This window comes from Tateyamaria algicola (assembly GCF_047715485.1).
Classification (GTDB): Bacteria; Pseudomonadota; Alphaproteobacteria; order Rhodobacterales; family Rhodobacteraceae; genus Tateyamaria.
The window spans coordinates 3,298,139-3,314,691 of record NZ_CP180422.1 but is presented as its reverse complement, the minus strand read 5'-3'; the positions used below and the strand labels follow the sequence as shown (position 1 = coordinate 3,314,691).

12 protein-coding genes and 3 pseudogenes are annotated in these 16,553 nt (G+C 61.7%); all 15 read left to right on the top strand.

All coding sequences use genetic code 11. The features are described 5' to 3' along the window. The first annotated feature begins 2 nt into the window (after positions 1–2). The 15 genes and pseudogenes from ACMHLQ_RS18790 to ACMHLQ_RS18720 all read left to right on the top strand — a co-directional run bounded on the left by ACMHLQ_RS18790 (position 3) and on the right by ACMHLQ_RS18720 (position 16,540). Positions 3–2,399 carry a glycosyl hydrolase 2 galactose-binding domain-containing protein gene (locus tag ACMHLQ_RS18790; protein WP_415402214.1) on the top strand — a complete coding sequence of 799 codons (2,397 nt, stop codon included), beginning with the start codon at positions 3–5 and terminating at the stop codon, positions 2,397–2,399. Continuing rightward, positions 2,396–3,151, top strand: coding sequence for a sugar phosphate isomerase/epimerase family protein (locus ACMHLQ_RS18785; protein WP_415402213.1), 756 nt, complete (start codon positions 2,396–2,398; stop codon positions 3,149–3,151). Before ACMHLQ_RS18790 ends, ACMHLQ_RS18785 begins: the two co-directional genes overlap by 4 nt. 13 nt (positions 3,152–3,164) lie before the next feature. After that, positions 3,165–4,289 carry a Gfo/Idh/MocA family protein gene (locus ACMHLQ_RS18780; protein WP_415402212.1) on the top strand — a complete coding sequence of 375 codons (1,125 nt, stop codon included), beginning with the start codon at positions 3,165–3,167 and terminating at the stop codon, positions 4,287–4,289. Further along, the gene (locus ACMHLQ_RS18775) at positions 4,286–5,872 is read left to right on the top strand and encodes a glycoside hydrolase family 43 protein (protein ID WP_415402211.1); all 1,587 of its coding nucleotides are present in this window, start codon (positions 4,286–4,288) and stop codon (positions 5,870–5,872) included. The genes ACMHLQ_RS18780 and ACMHLQ_RS18775 overlap by 4 nt, the downstream gene beginning before the upstream one ends. A 184-nt stretch (positions 5,873–6,056) precedes the next feature. After that, positions 6,057–7,376: an ABC transporter substrate-binding protein gene (locus ACMHLQ_RS18770; RefSeq protein WP_415402210.1), complete on the top strand. Its 1,320-nt coding sequence runs from the start codon at positions 6,057–6,059 to the stop codon at positions 7,374–7,376. 96 nt (positions 7,377–7,472) lie between these two features. Continuing rightward, complete coding sequence (locus tag ACMHLQ_RS18765; RefSeq protein WP_415402209.1) at positions 7,473–8,417, top strand: carbohydrate ABC transporter permease; 945 nt, start codon at positions 7,473–7,475, stop codon at positions 8,415–8,417. Continuing rightward, positions 8,414–9,351 (top strand): annotated as a pseudogene (locus tag ACMHLQ_RS18760) (carbohydrate ABC transporter permease). The gene ACMHLQ_RS18765 and the pseudogene ACMHLQ_RS18760 overlap by 4 nt, the downstream one beginning before the upstream one ends. Beyond that, positions 9,348–9,536, top strand: coding sequence for a hypothetical protein (locus ACMHLQ_RS18755; RefSeq protein ID WP_415402208.1), 189 nt, complete (start codon positions 9,348–9,350; stop codon positions 9,534–9,536). Before ACMHLQ_RS18760 ends, ACMHLQ_RS18755 begins: the two are co-directional and overlap by 4 nt. 2 nt (positions 9,537–9,538) lie before the next feature. Next, on the top strand, positions 9,539–10,636 hold the full coding sequence (locus tag ACMHLQ_RS18750) for an ABC transporter ATP-binding protein (protein WP_415402207.1): 1,098 nt from the start codon (positions 9,539–9,541) through the stop codon (positions 10,634–10,636). Beyond that, positions 10,629–11,624 (top strand): ABC transporter ATP-binding protein, encoded by a 996-nt coding sequence (locus ACMHLQ_RS18745; protein WP_415402206.1) that lies wholly within the window; start codon positions 10,629–10,631, stop codon positions 11,622–11,624. Before ACMHLQ_RS18750 ends, ACMHLQ_RS18745 begins: the two co-directional genes overlap by 8 nt. A 13-nt stretch (positions 11,625–11,637) precedes the next feature. Next, entirely contained in the window at positions 11,638–13,263 is a 1,626-nt protein-coding gene (locus ACMHLQ_RS18740) for a dihydroxyacetone kinase subunit DhaK (RefSeq protein WP_415402205.1), read from the top strand. Between the two features lie 52 nt (positions 13,264–13,315). Next, a pseudogene (locus ACMHLQ_RS18735) lies at positions 13,316–13,387 on the top strand (LacI family DNA-binding transcriptional regulator); the annotation flags it as partial. Between the two features lie 36 nt (positions 13,388–13,423). Then, on the top strand, positions 13,424–14,332 hold the full coding sequence (locus ACMHLQ_RS18730) for a substrate-binding domain-containing protein (RefSeq protein ID WP_415405318.1): 909 nt from the start codon (positions 13,424–13,426) through the stop codon (positions 14,330–14,332). A gap of 27 nt (positions 14,333–14,359) precedes the next feature. After that, a complete protein-coding gene (locus ACMHLQ_RS18725; RefSeq protein ID WP_415402204.1) occupies positions 14,360–15,415 on the top strand; it encodes a sugar phosphate isomerase/epimerase family protein in 1,056 nt (351 codons plus the stop codon). 1 nt (position 15,416) lies between these two features. After that, positions 15,417–16,540, top strand: a pseudogene (locus ACMHLQ_RS18720) (Gfo/Idh/MocA family protein). Positions 16,541–16,553 lie beyond the last annotated feature (13 nt).

Genomic DNA, 16,553 nt, shown 5'->3' with positions numbered 1-16,553 from the left:
TCATGTACGACCTCGCAGGCCAATGGCACCTCGCAGATGAGACGGGGCAATTTGCTGCCCCCATCTCCGTGCCCGGAGACGGGATAAGTGCGCTGTTGGCTGCCGATCTCATTCCCGACCCCTATGCGGGGCGCAATGAATATGACCTGCGCTGGATCGCCGAGCGTGACTGGTTGATGACCCGCGAATTCGAGGTCGATCAGACCGACCTCACCCTTGTGGTGTCGATGCTGGACACGGTCGCCGATATCTCGATCAACGGGCAATCCGTCCTGCACGCCGACAGCATGTTCCGTGATCACCGCGTCGATGTCTCAGCAGCTTTGCGCCAGGGCCGAAACGTCATTTCGATCCACTTCCGCTCGGCCCCGCGCGAGGCGGCGGCGCGGGCTGCCGCGCAACCCTTCCCAGTGCCGTTCCAGGCTGACAACTGCCCCATCCCGCATGGCAACATGCTGCGCAAACCCGAATGCGACTTCGGTTGGGACTGGAACATCGCGCTGGCCCCTTTCGGGCTCTACGGTGCCATCCGGCTGGAACAGACCAGTCCGCGCATTGCCGATCTGATTGTGTCCCAGATGCACAGCCCGGGCCGCGCAGATGTGACTGTCACCGCCCATTGCGAGGGTGCGCCCGATGGCGAAACGGTGACCATCACTCTTTCAGGGGAATGCGCGCAAGCCACTGTGACCAACGGCAGCGCAAGCGTGACGCTGACCGTGCAAGACCCTGATCTTTGGTGGCCTGTCGGCCTCGGCGCGCAAACGCTCCACACCCTCACCGCTACACTTGGCGAGGCCACGGAAACACGGCGGATCGGCCTGCGCCAGATCGACCTGATCAACACCAAGGACGAGGTCGGCACCGGCTTTGCTATCCATGTGAACGGGCGCGCCACCTTCATGAAAGGGGCCAACTGGATTCCCGCTGACGCGCTGGCCTCCAACATAACACCTGAACTGTGCCGTGATCTTCTGCAATCGGCGGTGGATGCCAATATGAACATGATCCGCGTCTGGGGCGGCGGGCGGTACGAGCCGGACTGGTTCTATGATCTCTGCGATGAACTTGGTCTGTTGGTCTGGCAAGACTTCATGTTCGCCTGCCACCTCTACCCCGCGACCGAAGACTGCCTCGCCGACATCGACGCAGAGGTGCGCGAACAGGTCGCCCGCCTCAACCACCGCGCCTGTATCGCGCTGTGGTGCGGCGACAATGAACTCTTGGGCGCGCTCACCTGGTACGAGGAAAGCCGCACCAACCGCGACCGCTACCTTGTCGCCTATGACCGGCTGAACTGCACCATCGAAACGGCGCTTAAGGCCACGGCACCTGCCGCGATCTGGTGGCCCTCCAGCCCCTCGCCGGGCCCCATGAGCTTTGGCGATGCGTGGCACGACGACAGCGCGGGCGACATGCACTTCTGGTCAGTCTGGCACGAGGGCCGCGATTTCGACCATTACCGTGATGTCTCGCCCCGCTTCTGCTCTGAGTTCGGGTTTCAATCCTACCCATCCATGGACGTCATCCGGCGCTTTGCCGACCCGGCCGATTTCAACATTGCCTCCCCCGTGATGGAGAGCCACCAGAAGAACGCAGGCGGCAATGCCCGCATCGCGGAAACCATGTTCCGCTATTTCCGCTTTCCGGTGGATTTCGAGAATTTCGTCTACCTCTCGCAGGTGCAACAGGGCCTCGCCATCAAGACGGCCGTGACCCAGTGGCGCAGCCTGAAACCCCATTGCATGGGCACCCTTTACTGGCAGCTCAACGACACATGGCCCGTCTGTTCGTGGTCATCGCTCGACCATGGTGGGGGCTGGAAACTACTGCACCACATGGCCCGCACTTTTTACGCGCCGCTGCATGTGAGCGCGGTGCCGGTTGCAGATGGGATCGAATTGCGGGCGATCAATGACACAGACAAGGAAACGCAGTTGACCGTCACGGCGACAGCCGTCGATATGGCGGGCAACACCCGCACGCTGGCAACCCAGACCGTATCCGTGACACCAGACGCGGCCACGCCGGTTTTGACCGTCACTGTGGAGGAGCACGAAATCCTGCTCTTTGACTGGACCGCACCGGGCGGCCCCACGATCCAGGACCACTTTGCACCGCGCCCCTACAAGGCCTACGATCTGCAAGCGCCCAACTTGACCAGTAACGTAACGCAGACCGAAGCCGGCTGGGACATCACGCTCACCGCGCAGGCCCTTGCCCTATTCGCCACGGTCGAGGCGGACCAACCGGGCCGCTTCAGCACCAACGCCATCGCAGTCTTGCCGGGCCACCCGGTCACGCTCCAATTCATACCGAAAACACCGGGCATCACGCCCGCCTTCACCCTCCGCGATCTCCACTCCGCCACCTATGACAACCGAAAGGCCCTGCCATGACTGCCTTCTCCTACCAGCTCTACAGCTCCCGCATGTTCCCGCCCCTTGGCGATACCCTGAAAATGCTGGCCGATCTTGGCTATGCACAGGTCGAAGGCTACGGCGCATTGCTAAACGACCCGGACGCGATTGACGCGCTCGACTCCGGCCTGGCGAGCACCGGGCTTACCATGCCCACGTGCCACGTCGCGCTCGACATGTGCCGGAACGACCCCGACCGGGTGATCACGATTGCAAAGCGTTTGGGCATGAAAACGGCGATTGTCCCCTTCATCATGCCCGACGACCGGCCAACAGACGCCGCCGGATGGGCCGCCTATGGCGCAGGTCTGGCCGAGGTTGCCAAACCGCTGGCCGAGGCTGGCCTGGGCCTTGGCTATCACAACCACGACTTTGAATACCGCGCACTGCCCGACGGAACGATCCCGATGGACGTAATCCTCGACAACGCGGCGGGCGTTGATTTCGAGTTCGATGTCGCATGGGCGGTGCGCGCGGATGTCGACCCCATGACGACAATTGCCAGATACGGCTCCCGGATCCTGTGCGCGCACCTCAAGGACATCGCGCCCGCAGGGGTAAACACGGATGAGGACGGCTGGGCCGATGTCGGCCATGGCACGATGGACTGGCCTGCGCTGTTCGCGGCACTCAAGGCCGCCGGCACCACCTATTTCATCATGGAACACGACAACCCCAGCGATCACCACCGCTTTGCGTCCCGCGCGCTGGCCGCAGCCAAATCCTTCTGAAAGGACTGAAGACATGCAAGGCATAGGCATCATCGGTTGCGGCAACATCTCGGCCGCCTATCTCCGGCTCGCCCCGCTGTTCAAGGGGCTCGAGGTGCGCGCGGTCGCGGACATGAACGCGGAATCGGCCAAGGCCCGGGCCCAGGAATTCAACGTGCGCGCCGAAACGGTCGAGGGGCTGCTGAGCGCGGACGACATCGACATCATCGTGAACCTCACCATTCCCGATGCGCATTTCAGCGTCACCCGTGACATCCTGCGGGCAGGCAAACACGCCTATACGGAAAAGCCCATCGTGCTGACGCTGGAACAGGGCGAGGAACTGCGCGCACTGGCGGCCGAGAACAACCTGCGCATCGGTTCGGCCCCCGATACCTTCCTCGGCGGTGCCCATCAGGCCGCGCGCGCTGCCATTGACGCCGGGCAAATCGGCAAGGTCATCGCAGGCACCGCCCACGTCATGTCCCACGGGATGGAGCATTGGCACCCCAATCCCGACTTCTTTTTCCTGCCGGGCGCGGGGCCGATGCTCGACATCGGGCCGTATTACGTGACCAACCTGATCCAACTGCTGGGGCCGGTGAAGCGGGTCAGCGCGCTCACCTCCATGGCCTCCGACACCCGCACCATCCTGTCCGAGCCGCGCAAGGGCGAGGTGATCCCGGTCAAGACGCCTACCAACATCCACGCCCTGCTCGACTTCCATTCCGGGGCCACGATCACGCTGTCGACGTCCTGGGATGTCTGGGCGCACCGCCACGGGCATATGGAGCTTTACGGTGCAGATGGCACCATGTTTCTGCCTGACCCCAACTGGTTTTCGGGCACGGTCGAAATCACCAATGCAGAGGGCGAGACGCGCACGCTCGACACGGACAGCCACCCGCTTGGCATCCCCAATCAGGACAATCACGGCGAAGCCAAGGCGAATTACCGCACTGCCGGTCTGGCCGAAATGGCCATCGCCATGAACGAAGGACGCCCGCATCGCTGCGCGCTCGAACTCGCCATACACGCGGTGGACGTGATGACCAGTGTGCTCAAGGCGGGGGAACAGGGCGAGGTCATCACGCTCTCCACCACTTGCGAGCGTCCCGCGCCCCTGCCCGCGGACCTGGCGGCAGACCTGCTCAAATGATCCGCAATCCGATCCTGCCCGGCTTCAACCCCGACCCGTCGATCTGCCGGGTGGGCGCGGATTACTACATCGCCACATCGACTTTCGAATGGTACCCCGGCGTCCAGATCCACCACTCACGCGACCTTGCCAACTGGACGCTGGCGTGCCGCCCCCTGACACGGGCGGCGCAACTGGATATGCGTGGAAATCCAGACAGTTGCGGCATCTGGGCGCCCTGCCTCAGCCATACCGACGGCCTCTTTTGGCTGGTTTATACAGATGTCAAACGGCTGGATGGTGCGTTCAAGGACGCGCATAACTATATCGTCACGGCACCCACAATCGACGGCCCATGGTCCGATCCGATCTACGTGAACTCTTCCGGCTTCGACCCGTCGCTGTTCCATGATGAGGACGGCACGAAATACTTCATGAACATGCGCTGGAACCACCGGGGCACGGGCACGGGCGGCAACCCCGCGCACGCCTCGTTTGACGGTATCCTGTTGCAGGAATGGACGCCCGAGGCCGGACTGACTGGCCCGATCAAGAACATCTTTGACGGTACCGCGCGCGGGCTGACCGAAGCGCCGCATATTTTCAAACGCAATGGCTGGTACTACCTGACCACGGCCGAGGGTGGCACCGGGTATGACCACGCCGTGACGACCGCCCGGTCGCGCGACATCTGGGGACCGTATACGGTACAGCCGGGCGAGCATCTGATGACGTGCACAAGCGCGCCAGACCACCCGATCCAACGCACAGGGCACGGCCAATATGTGGAAACGCCCGAAGGCGAGGGCTTTCACACCTTCCTGATGGGACGCCCCATGCCGGATCGGTTCTGCCCGATGGGCCGGGAGACGGGGATCGAGCGGATCATCTGGCAAGACGACTGGCCCATGCTGGAAAGCGGCAGCCAAGTGCCGCGCATTGACGTGCCCGCCGATGTCGTCGCCACCCCGCGCCAATCGGTCACCTATGATCTGACCACAGGCACCTTGCCAGATGACTTCCAATGGCTACGCACGCCCGACCATGCGCGCATCTTCCGCAGCACGTCTACCGGCCTCACCCTCATCGGGCGCGAAAGCATCGGCAGCTGGTTCGAACAGGCGCTTGTGGCACGGCGGCAAGAGGATTTTGCCTATACAGCCGACACGACGCTGACCTTCACTCCTGACACCTACCAGCAGGCCGCAGGGCTCACGACCTACTACAACCGGCACAAGTTCCACGCGCTGATGGTCACGCATGACCCTGCCCTAGGGCGCGCACTCTCGCTCATGTCCTGCCTTGGTGACTGGCCCGATGGCGCGCTCAGCTTTCCTTGCGATCCTGTCGCGCTGCCGGATGGGCCAGTTGATCTGCGCGTTGTGGTCAGTTGCGCCACACAGCAGTTCTTTTGGCGGCAAGGTCAAGGCGATTGGACCTCCATCGGACCGCCGCTCGATGCCTCTGTCATCTCGGATGAAGGCGGGCGCGGAGAGCATGCCAGTTTCACCGGCGCATTTGTGGGAATGGTCGCCTTTGACACGTCAGGCCAGGCTGCTGAGGCCACATTCACGCAATTCGCCTATCACCCCGATCCATCTTGAATACACAACCAACGAAAAAAGAAACGTTTAACTTCATATGCTTACAATGATTAGAGAGGCTTTTTGAGGTACGCACCTCAAAAATCTGTGGACGTGAGGTGCGTACCTCAAATAGCGTTGAGATGTCTGATCGACGATTCGGCGACACACGCAAAAAGCCGATTTATAACTGGGAGGAATATCCATGAAGACCTTTAAACTGGCATCCGTCAGTGCGCTCAGCCTTGTGGCCGCGTCCATGGCCAGCACCGCACAGGCCGATGACCTGACCCTGTGCTGGGCCGCCTGGGACCCCGCAAACGCACTGGTCGAACTTTCCAAGGAATTCGAAGAACAATCCGGCCACAACATGAGCTTCGAGTTCATCCCGTGGCCCAATTTCGCTGACCGCATGCTGAACGAACTGAACTCGGGCGGCAAGCTTTGCGACCTGTTGATCGGCGACAGCCAATGGATCGGCGGCGGCGCTGAAAACGGCCACTACGTCAAGCTGAACGACTTCTTTGACGCCGAAGGTATCTCGATGTCCGACTTTGCGGACGCCACTGTTTATGCCTATTCCACGTGGCCCAAGGGCACGCCGAACTACTACGCCCTGCCCGCCATGGGCGACGCCAACGGCTGGTTCTACCGCAAGGACTGGTTCGGCCGCGAAGACATCCAGGCCGCTTACAAGGAAGCCACAGGCGAAGACCTGCGCGAACCGCAAAGCCAGCGCGAGATGCTGCAAATCGCACAATTCTTCCAGGGTCGTGAGATTGATGGCCAGACCGTCTATGGCGCCTCGATCTTTACCGAGCGTGGGTCCGAAGGGATCACGATGGGCGTGACATCCGCGCTCTATCCATGGGGTTTCAAATACGAGAACACGCCCGGCTCTTACGACATGGACGGCGCTGTGAACTCGGCGGAAGCGGTCGAAGCACTTGAATTCTATAAAGAGTTCTATGAAACCGCGACACCGCCCGGCTACACCAACTCCTACATGGGTGAGTCGCTGGACGCCTTCAAATCCGGTCAGGTCGCCATGGCGATGAACTGGTTTGCGTTCTTCCCCGGCCTCTATGCCGACCCAAACACCGGCGGGGACAAGATCGACTTCTTCGTGAACCCGCCCCAGAACCAGGCCGGCTCCACGCTGGGCGGTCAGGGCATCTCGGTTGTCGCCTATTCTGACAAGCAGGACGCCGCCCTTGAGTACATCAAGTGGTTCGCCAACCCCGATGTACAGGCCAAATGGTGGTCGCTGGGCGGCTATTCGGCCCACAACTCGGTCCTGAACGACCCCGGTTTCGTCGACAGCGCCCCCTTCGCCGGGGACTTCCTCGAGGCCATGGGCTCGGTCCAGGACTTCTGGCAGGAACCGGCCTATGCCGAACTGCTGCTGGCCATGCAAAAACGGCTACATGACTACATCGTGGCCGATCAGGGCACAGCACAAGAAGCGCTCGACAAACTGGTCGAGGACTGGACAGAAGTCTTCGAAGACGAAGGCAAGCTCTAAACCCAATCAGGGTGGGCAGATTGCCCACCCTACCCCCTTTGCCCAAGCACCACGTGGGGTGAGCCATTTGGCCACCCACCAGGAGAGATGTGCCCGATGACCGACACTCCCGCCACACGCGCCGCCAACGCCACCCCGCCGCGCGTTGCACGCAAGATCAAGGGCCTCAGTGACCGCGCCATCGCGTGGATCTTTGTCGGGCCGACGATCTTTTTGCTGCTGGCGATCAACATCTTTCCGCTGATCTGGACGATCCGGCTGTCCTTCACCAACTTCAAGGCCAACCGTAACCGCGAGGTCGAGTGGATCGGCACCCGCAACTACGAACGCATCCTGACTGACAGCGACATCTGGCTAAACATGCAGGCCACAGCGCATTTCCTGTTCTGGACGATCTTCTTCCAGGTGCTGATCGGCTTTACCCTCGCCTACCTCATCAACAAAAAATTCAAAGGGAACGATCTCTGGACCACGATCATCGTGTTGCCGATGATGCTGTCGCCTGCCGTGGTCGGAAACTTCTGGAAATTCCTCTACCAGCCGCAAATCGGGCTCTTCAACTACATCGTCGCCTTCTTCACCGGCAAGGACCCCTCCAGCTTCGAAATGCTCGGCTCGGTCCAACTCGCCCCCTGGTCCATCGTCATCGTGGACACGTGGATGTGGACGCCGTTCGTCATGCTGATCTGTCTGGCGGGGCTACGATCAATCCCCGACTACATCTACGAGGCGGCAGAGGTCGACCGCGCCTCTAAGCTACGCCAGTTCTTCACCATCACCATTCCCATGGTCCTGCCCTTCCTGATGCTCGCCGTATTGTTCCGGGGGATCGAGAACTTCAAAATGTTCGATCTCGTGGTCCAGCTCACTGGCGGAGGCCCGGGGTCTACAACCGAACTCACCTCTATCAACCTCAAACGCGAGGCTTTCGAGAAGTGGCGCACAGGCTATGCCAGCGCCTACGCGATCATCCTCTTTGTCACTGTGTTCGGCCTCGCCAGCATCTACGTCAAAGCCCTGAACAAGGTTAAAGAAAGATGAGCAGTTTTTCCGTCACCGAACCGACCAAGCGCACCAAATGGGCTGCGGGCACGTTGGTCATCGTCTACGCGCTTATCACCATGCTGCCGCTGGCGTGGATCATGATGACTGGGTTCAAATCCCCCGCCGACGCGATCAGCTATCCGCCCAAGGTGATCTTTGACCCCACGCTGGAAGGGTACGTGAACCTGTTCACCACCCGCACGCGCCAGACCGAGGAATTCCTCGCCGCGAACCCGCCACAGACCTGGTACGAGGAAATCGTGCGCGAATACGACATGGTCATCGCGGGCCCCTCGAAATTCGGAGAACGGTTCCTGAACTCGGTGATCATCGGCTTTGGCTCGACATTCCTGTCCATAGTACTCGGCACACTCGCCGCCTATGCCTTCAGTCGGTTCAAGATCCCGCTGGCCGATGACCTGCTGTTCTTCATCCTCAGTACGAGGATGATGCCCCCCATCGCCGTCGCCATCCCCATCTTCCTGATGTACCGGCAACTCGGGCTGTCCGACACGCATCTGGGGATGATCCTGCTCTATACAGCCGTGAACATCTCGCTCGCCGTGTGGTTGCTCAAGGGCTTCATCGACGAAATCCCGCGCGAGTACGAAGAGGCGGCGCTGATCGACGGCTACACCCGGTTTCAGGCCTTTTACAAAGTGGTCTTGCCACAGGCCGCCACCGGCATCGCCTCTACTGCCATCTTCTGCCTGATCTTCGCCTGGAACGAATACGCCTTTGCCGTCCTGCTGACTTCCGGCACAGCGCAAACTGCACCCCCTTCATCCCGACCATCATCGGCGTCGGCGGGCTCGACTGGCCAGCGGTCGCGGCGGGTGCCACGATCTTCCTGCTGCCGGTCATGATCTTCACCATCCTGCTGCGCAAACACCTGCTGCGCGGGATCACATTCGGAGCGGTGCGCAAATGAGCAACTTCATCTCTGGTCTTCTGGCGCTTAAACGCGGCCCCTGGGAAATGCTGGCCACCATCCTGATCGGCCTCGGTGTCTTCATGCTGATGCAACCCTTTGTCCTCTGGGCCTACACTTACTCCTTCGTCACGACCCTTGTCGGGACGGTCATGTTCATCATCGTTTCGCATTTCAAGGACTGAGCATGGCGCAGATCCAGATCAAAAACATCCGCAAGGAATTCGGGGACTTCACGGCCGTGAAGGAAAGCAGCTTCACCATCGAGGACGGCGAGTTTTTCATGCTGCTCGGCCCCTCGGGCTGCGGCAAGACCACGACCTTGCGCATGATCGCAGGGCTGGAATTACCCACGAGTGGCGAGATTTACCTTGACGGCGAGGAGATCAGCCAGCGCCCTCCGTCCGAGCGTGATATTGCGTTTGTTTTCCAGATGTTCGCCCTCTACCCGCATATGAACGTGCGCAAGAACCTCAGCTATCCGCTGGTCTCGCAAGGCATGGCGCGGCGCGATGTCAGGACCAAGGTGGAAGAGGTCGCAGGCATCCTTGGCATCACCGATATCCTGAACAAGCCCGTCGGAGGCCTGTCGGGCGGTGATCGCCAGCGCGTCGCCCTGGGCCGCGCCATCGTGCGCGACCCCAAAGCCTTCATGATGGACGAACCACTCGGGGCTTTGGACGCCGAATTCCGCGAACATATGTCCGAGGAACTGCGCGCGCTCCATGACCGTATGGGGGCTACAACCGTCTATGTGACCCACGACCAGCTCGAGGCGATGCAGATGGGCGACAAGATTGTCGTGATGAACAACGCCGTGGTCGAACAGTTCGGCACGCCGCAGGAAATCTATGACAAACCCGCGACCATGTTCGTGGCAGACTTCATCGGCTCGCCCTCTATGAACTTCCTGAATTTCAACGGGAAAGTTGGCGAAGGCGCGACATCCGTGGACCTTGGCGGCCAATCCCACGGCATCCCGCGCCAGATGCAGGGTGCCTCGGGCGAGCTCGTCTTTGGCGTGCGTCCCGAACACATATCGCTGTCGGATGCGGGCGACTATCGCGGCGAGGTGCTGGCCACCGAATACCTTGGCACCACGCAGATCATCACGCTTGACACCCCCAATGGCGAGGCCAAGGCGCGCATCGACAGCACCCAAGTCGCCAAGGTCGGCGAAAAGGTCGGGCTGTCCTTCAAGGCTCCCAAAATCACACTCTTTGACACATCCAACGGCCAGGCCCTGCGCTCGGAACTGAACAACGAGGTGCTGTCCCATGGCTGAAGTCGTTCTGAAGAACTTGAGTAAATCCTTTGGTCAGGAAATCGGGGTCGAAGACATCTCGATGACCATCCCCGACGGCGCCTTTGTCGTCCTGCTGGGGCCAACGGGGGCAGGCAAAACGACGACGCTGCGCCTGATTTCAGGGTTGGAAAAGGCGGATGCGGGCGAAGTCTGGATTGACGGGCGCAACGTGGCGCAGGAAACACCGGCCCAGCGCGATGTCGCGATGGTGTTTCAGCAATACTCGCTCTACCCCCACCTCACGGTGCGGGACAATCTGGCGTTTCCGCTGAAATCCCCGATCCTCAACACACCCCCCGCCGAAATCACCCGCAAGGTCGCCGAAGTGGCCGAGGTGCTCCAGATCAGCCACAAGCTCGACAACAAGGCCACGGCCCTGTCGGGGGGCGAGATGCAGCGGGTGTCCATTGGCCGCGCACTGGTCCGCGATCCGTCAATTTACCTTATGGACGAACCCCTTAGTTCGCTCGATGCCAAGCTGCGCACCGACCTGCGGGTCGAGTTGAAACGCATCCACGCCAGCCTCGGTGCGACCCTTCTCTACGTCACGCATGACCAGATCGAGGCGATGACCATGGCCACCCATGTGGGCGTGTTGAACGAGGGGCGGCTCGTCCAGTTCGGCACCCCGCGCGAGATCTACGAGAACCCGAACTCCCTTTATGTTGCGTCCCGCCTGGGTCTGCCCCGCATCAACGTGCTGCCTGCGGACATCTTTGGCGGCATGCCCCCCGGCACCACCCAAATCGGTCTGCGCCCCGAACATATCACTCAGGGCGATGGGCAAGAGGCCGAAGTGCAGCGCGTCGAACATCTGGGCGATCAGAACCGCCTGCACCTGACGCTCAAGGGTCACCCCATCACCACCATCGCCGATCCGACAGTCGACTATGCCCCCGGCACGATGCTCAAGATCGCCCCCAAGAACCCGCTTTGCTTTGACGCGCACGGCAACCGCATCCGCTAGAAGGGAGACGCCCATGACCCAATTCATCAACACCAAAGAGGCGCTTGTCACCGACGCCATCGACGGGCTGCTCGAAACCTCCGGTGGCGGGTTGATGCGGCTGGACGGCTATCCGCATATCAAGGTCGTTTGCCGCGCCGACTGGGACAAGTCCAAGGTTGCCCTGATCTCGGGCGGCGGGTCGGGGCACGAACCTGCTCATGCCGGTTTTGTGGGCGCGGGCATGCTGACGGCAGCAGTGTGCGGAGAGGTCTTTGCCTCCCCCTCCGTTGATGCGGTCCTGGCGGGTATCCTCGCCGTGACAGGCCCGGCAGGCTGCCTGCTGATCGTCAAGAACTACACCGGCGACCGGCTGAACTACGGCCTTGCAGCAGAACGCGCGCGTGCTTTTGGACTGAACGTCGCGATGGTGGTTGTTGATGATGACATTGCCCTGCCCAACCTGCCCCAAGCGCGCGGCGTCGCTGGCACCCTTTTCGTGCACAAGATCGCAGGGTCGCTGGCCGAAGACGGTGCCGACCTAGACACGGTGACCCAAGCCGCGCAAACGGCGATCACCAACATGGCGTCGATCGGCAAGTCGCTCGACACCTGCACCGTGCCGGGATCGGCCAAGGAGGACCGGATCGCGACCGGTATGGCCGAACTGGGCCTGGGTATCCACGGCGAGGCGGGCGTGCAGCAAGTTGCCTTCAAGGACGCCAAGAACGCGATGGATCTGGTGCTGGAAAAACTCGCGCCCAAGATCGGGGATGGCCCCCATGTGGCGATCCTGAACAACCTCGGCTCGACCACACCGCTGGAGATGAGCGTGCTGGCCCACGAACTCGCCACGTCCGAAAAAGCGCGCAACATCAAGCACATCATTGGCCCTGCGCCGCTGATGACGTCGCTGGACATGCACGGTTTTTCCGTTTCGATCCTGCCGGTGGATGACGCGACGAATGCGCATCTCGCGCGCCCTGTCGATCTGCCGGCATGGCCGGGGATGAAGGCAATCGCGCCCGTGCAAGTGACCCCCCTGCCCGACGGCCTCAGCCCGATCAAACCCGTGCCATCGCAAAAGCCCGAGACGCGCGCGTTGCTGGTGCAATGCTGTGATCTGCTGATCGGGGCCGAGCATGATCTGAACGAGCTTGATGCCAAGTCCGGTGACGGCGACACGGGCAGCACTCTGGCCACCGCGGCCCGCGCGCTCAAGGGCGCGCTCGACACCCTGCCACTGGCCGATCCAACGCAACTCTTCCGCGCGATCGGCAACGAACTCAGCCAGACAATGGGCGGATCGTCCGGCGTCATCCTTGCGATCTTTTTCGGGGCGACCGGGGATGCTTGCGCCAGCGGCAAGCCGACGACCAAGGCGTTGCTCGCGGGCCTTGACCGGATCAGCCAGGTGGGCGGCGCCGTCAAGGGGGACCGCACCATGATCGACGCGCTTGATCCGGCACTCAGGGCGCTTCCCGACGGCATCGCGCACGCGGCCCAAGCTGCACGCGCAGGCGCCACCGAAACGGCCGCCATGGGCCGCGCCAAGGCCGGGCGCGCCTCCTACGTCCCATCCGAAAATCTGATCGGTCACAACGACCCCGGCGCAGAGGCGGTCGCACGTCTCTTTGAAGGGTTGGCCAAGGCGATGTGAACACGCATAAGGACGCGATGAAACAAGGACATACCCCCTTTCGAACCCCACGATCAACGACATTGCCCGTGTCGCCGAAGTCAGCCTTGCGACGGTTGACCGGGTTCTGAACGCACGTCCGGGAGTACGCGAAACGACGGTCAAAAAGGTCAACAAGGCCATCGCCGAGCTGGGCTATGTCCGCGACGCCGCTGCCGCAAATCTGGCGCGTGGCCGTGTCTATAACTTTGTCTTTATCCTGCCGTCCAACAGCAATGAATTCCTGTCCTCGATCGAGGCGCAGATCGAACAACTGGCGCGCAGCATCCGCCATGAACGCACGCAACTGTCGTTCGTGCGCGTCGCGGCCTTCGACCCCGTCGCCCTGGCCGAGGCGATTGCCGCCATTGATGCCAGCAAGGTGGACGGCGTGGCCATCTTCGGGCCGGAAACACCCTCCGTGCGCGACAGCATCGCCCATCTGAAAGAGCATGGGGTGACCGTTGTATCGCTGGTCGCGGATATCCCCAGTTCGGATCGCGATCACTATGTCGGCGTTGACAATATTGCAGCCGGGCGCACCGCTGCGCAGCTTTTGGGCAAGTTCATCGGACCGCAACGCGGCAAGATCCTCGTGCTCACCGGCTCCATGCTGGCGCGCGATCATCTCGAACGCCGTCTGGGCTTTGACGAGGTGATGGCCCGCGATTTCCCGCATCTCGACGTGCTTGCCTCTCTTGAGGGTCGGGATGACCCGGACCTGATTGCACGCCTGCTGCCCGGTGCACTAGCGGACAATTCCGGCGTGATTGGTATCTATTCCTCGGCCGCTGGCAACGAGGGTCTGTTGCGTTTCTTCACCGCACATCCTGTCACGCCCCGCCCGATCGTTGTTGCGCACGAGTTGACACAACTGTCGCGCGGCGCGCTCAGCAATGGTGTGTTCGATGCGGTCATCAGTCAGGACACTGGCCATCTGGTGCGCAGTGCCGTGCGCATCATGCGCGCCACGCGCGACCGGATGCCGATCCACGCCGCACAGGAACGCATCCGCATCGACGTATATCTAAAGGAAAACATGCCGCCTTAGGGGCGGCTGAACTTGGGAGGATCAGATATGAAAACCATCAAAGGCCCGGCGCTGTTTCTGGCGCAATTCGCGGGCGACGAGGCGCCCTTCAACTCGTGGGACAGCATCACCAAATGGGCTGCCGATTGCGGCTACAAGGGTGTGCAGGTGCCCAGCTGGGATGGGCGGCTGATCGACCTCGATGCCGCGGCAAGCAGCAAGGATTACTGCGATACGTTCAAGGGTCAGGCGGAAGAAAACGGAGTAGAGGTGACCGAGCTTTCCACCCACCTGCAAGGCCAGCTTGTCGCCGTCCACCCCGCCTATGACGAGGCGTTTGACGGCTTTGCGGCCCCCGAGGTGCGCGGCAACCCAAGCGCGCGGCAGGCCTGGGCCGTGGATCAGGTGAAAAAGGCGATCTCGGCCTCGGCCAATATGGGCATCGGTGCACATGCCACATTCTCGGGCGCGCTGGCCTGGCCCTATATCTACCCCTGGCCGCAACGCCCCGCCGGGCTGGTCGAAACCGCCTTTGACGAATTGGCAAAGCGCTGGCTGCCGATCCTGAACCACGCCGAGGACAATGGCGTGGATATCTGCTACGAAATCCACCCCGGCGAAGATCTGCACGACGGCGTCACATTCGAGATGTTCCTCGAGCGCACCGGCAATCACGCGCGCTGCAACATGCTTTACGATCCCAGCCACTACGTGCTGCAATGCCTTGATTATCTGGACAATATCGACATCTACAAGGATCGGATCAGGATGTTCCACGTCAAGGATGCCGAGTTCAATCCGACAGGCCGTCAGGGTGTCTATTCCGGCTACCAATCCTGGGTCGATCGCGCGGGTCGCTTCCGCAGCTTGGGCGATGGTCAGGTGGACTTCGCGGCCATCTTTTCCAAAATGGCCGCCAATGACTTTGATGGCTGGGCCGTGGTCGAATGGGAATGCTGCCTCAAGCACCCCGAAGACGGCGCGCGCGAGGGTGCGGCCTTTGTCAACGACCACATCATCCGCGTGACCGAACGCGCCTTCGACGACTTTGCCGATGGCGGCACGGATGAGGCGGCCAACCGTAAAATGCTGGGGATCGACTGATATGGCACGTATCAAACTGGGCATGGTGGGCGGTGGCAATGACGCCTTTATCGGCGGGGTCCACCGCATCGCATCGCGCATCGACGACCGGTTCGAACTGGTCGCCGGGGCGCTGTCCTCGACCCCCGAAAAATCGCGCGCCTCGGGCGAGGCGCTGGGGTTGCCGCGCATCTATGACGACTTCAAGGCGATGGCGATCCGCGAGGCGCGCCTCAAGGACGGGATCGAGGCGGTCAGCATCGTGACCCCCAACCACATGCACTACGCCGCCGCGAACGAGTTCCTGAAACGCGGCATTCACGTGATCTGTGACAAGCCGCTGACATCCACGCTGGCCGATGCCAAAAAACTCGCCAAGGCAGTCGAAAAGTCGGACGCGCTGTTCGTGCTGACCCACAACTACACCGGCTATCCCATGGTGCGCCAAGCGCGCGAGATGGTGGCAAATGGTGATATCGGCAAGGTCCGCGTGGTGCAGGTCGAGTATCCGCAAGACTGGCTGACGGTTGAACAGGACTTCAAACAGGCCGAGTGGCGCACTGACCCGAAACGTTCCGGCGCGGGCGGGTCAACCGGCGATATCGGCACCCATGCCCACAACCTCGCCTGCTTCATCACCGGCCTGCGGGTCGAGGCGCTGGCGGCGGATCTCGACGCCTTTGTCCCGGGCCGTCAGGTGGATGACAACGGCCACGTCATGCTGCGGTTCAAGGGCGGGGCAAAGGGCATGCTGTGGTGCAGCCAAGTGGCCCCGGGCAACGAAAATGCACTGCGCATTCGGGTGTATGGCGAAACCGGCGGCCTCGAATGGGCACAGGAGGACCCAAACTACCTCTGGCACACGCCCTTTGGTGAGCCCAAGCGCCTGATCACCCGCAACGGTGCAGGTGCAGGTGATGCCGCCGCACGGATGAGCCGGATCCCCCCGGCCACCCCGAGGGGTATCTGGAAGGCTTCGCCAATATCTACAGCGAGGCCGCAACCGCAATTGAAGCCCACCGCTCTGGCGCGCCGATGCCAGACGGTGTCACCTACCCCTCTATCGAGGACGGTGTACGCGGCGTACAATTTGTGGATGCCTGTGTGCGCTCATCAGCGCGGAATGCGGCGTGGATCACGCTTTAGCATTGCAGAAGTG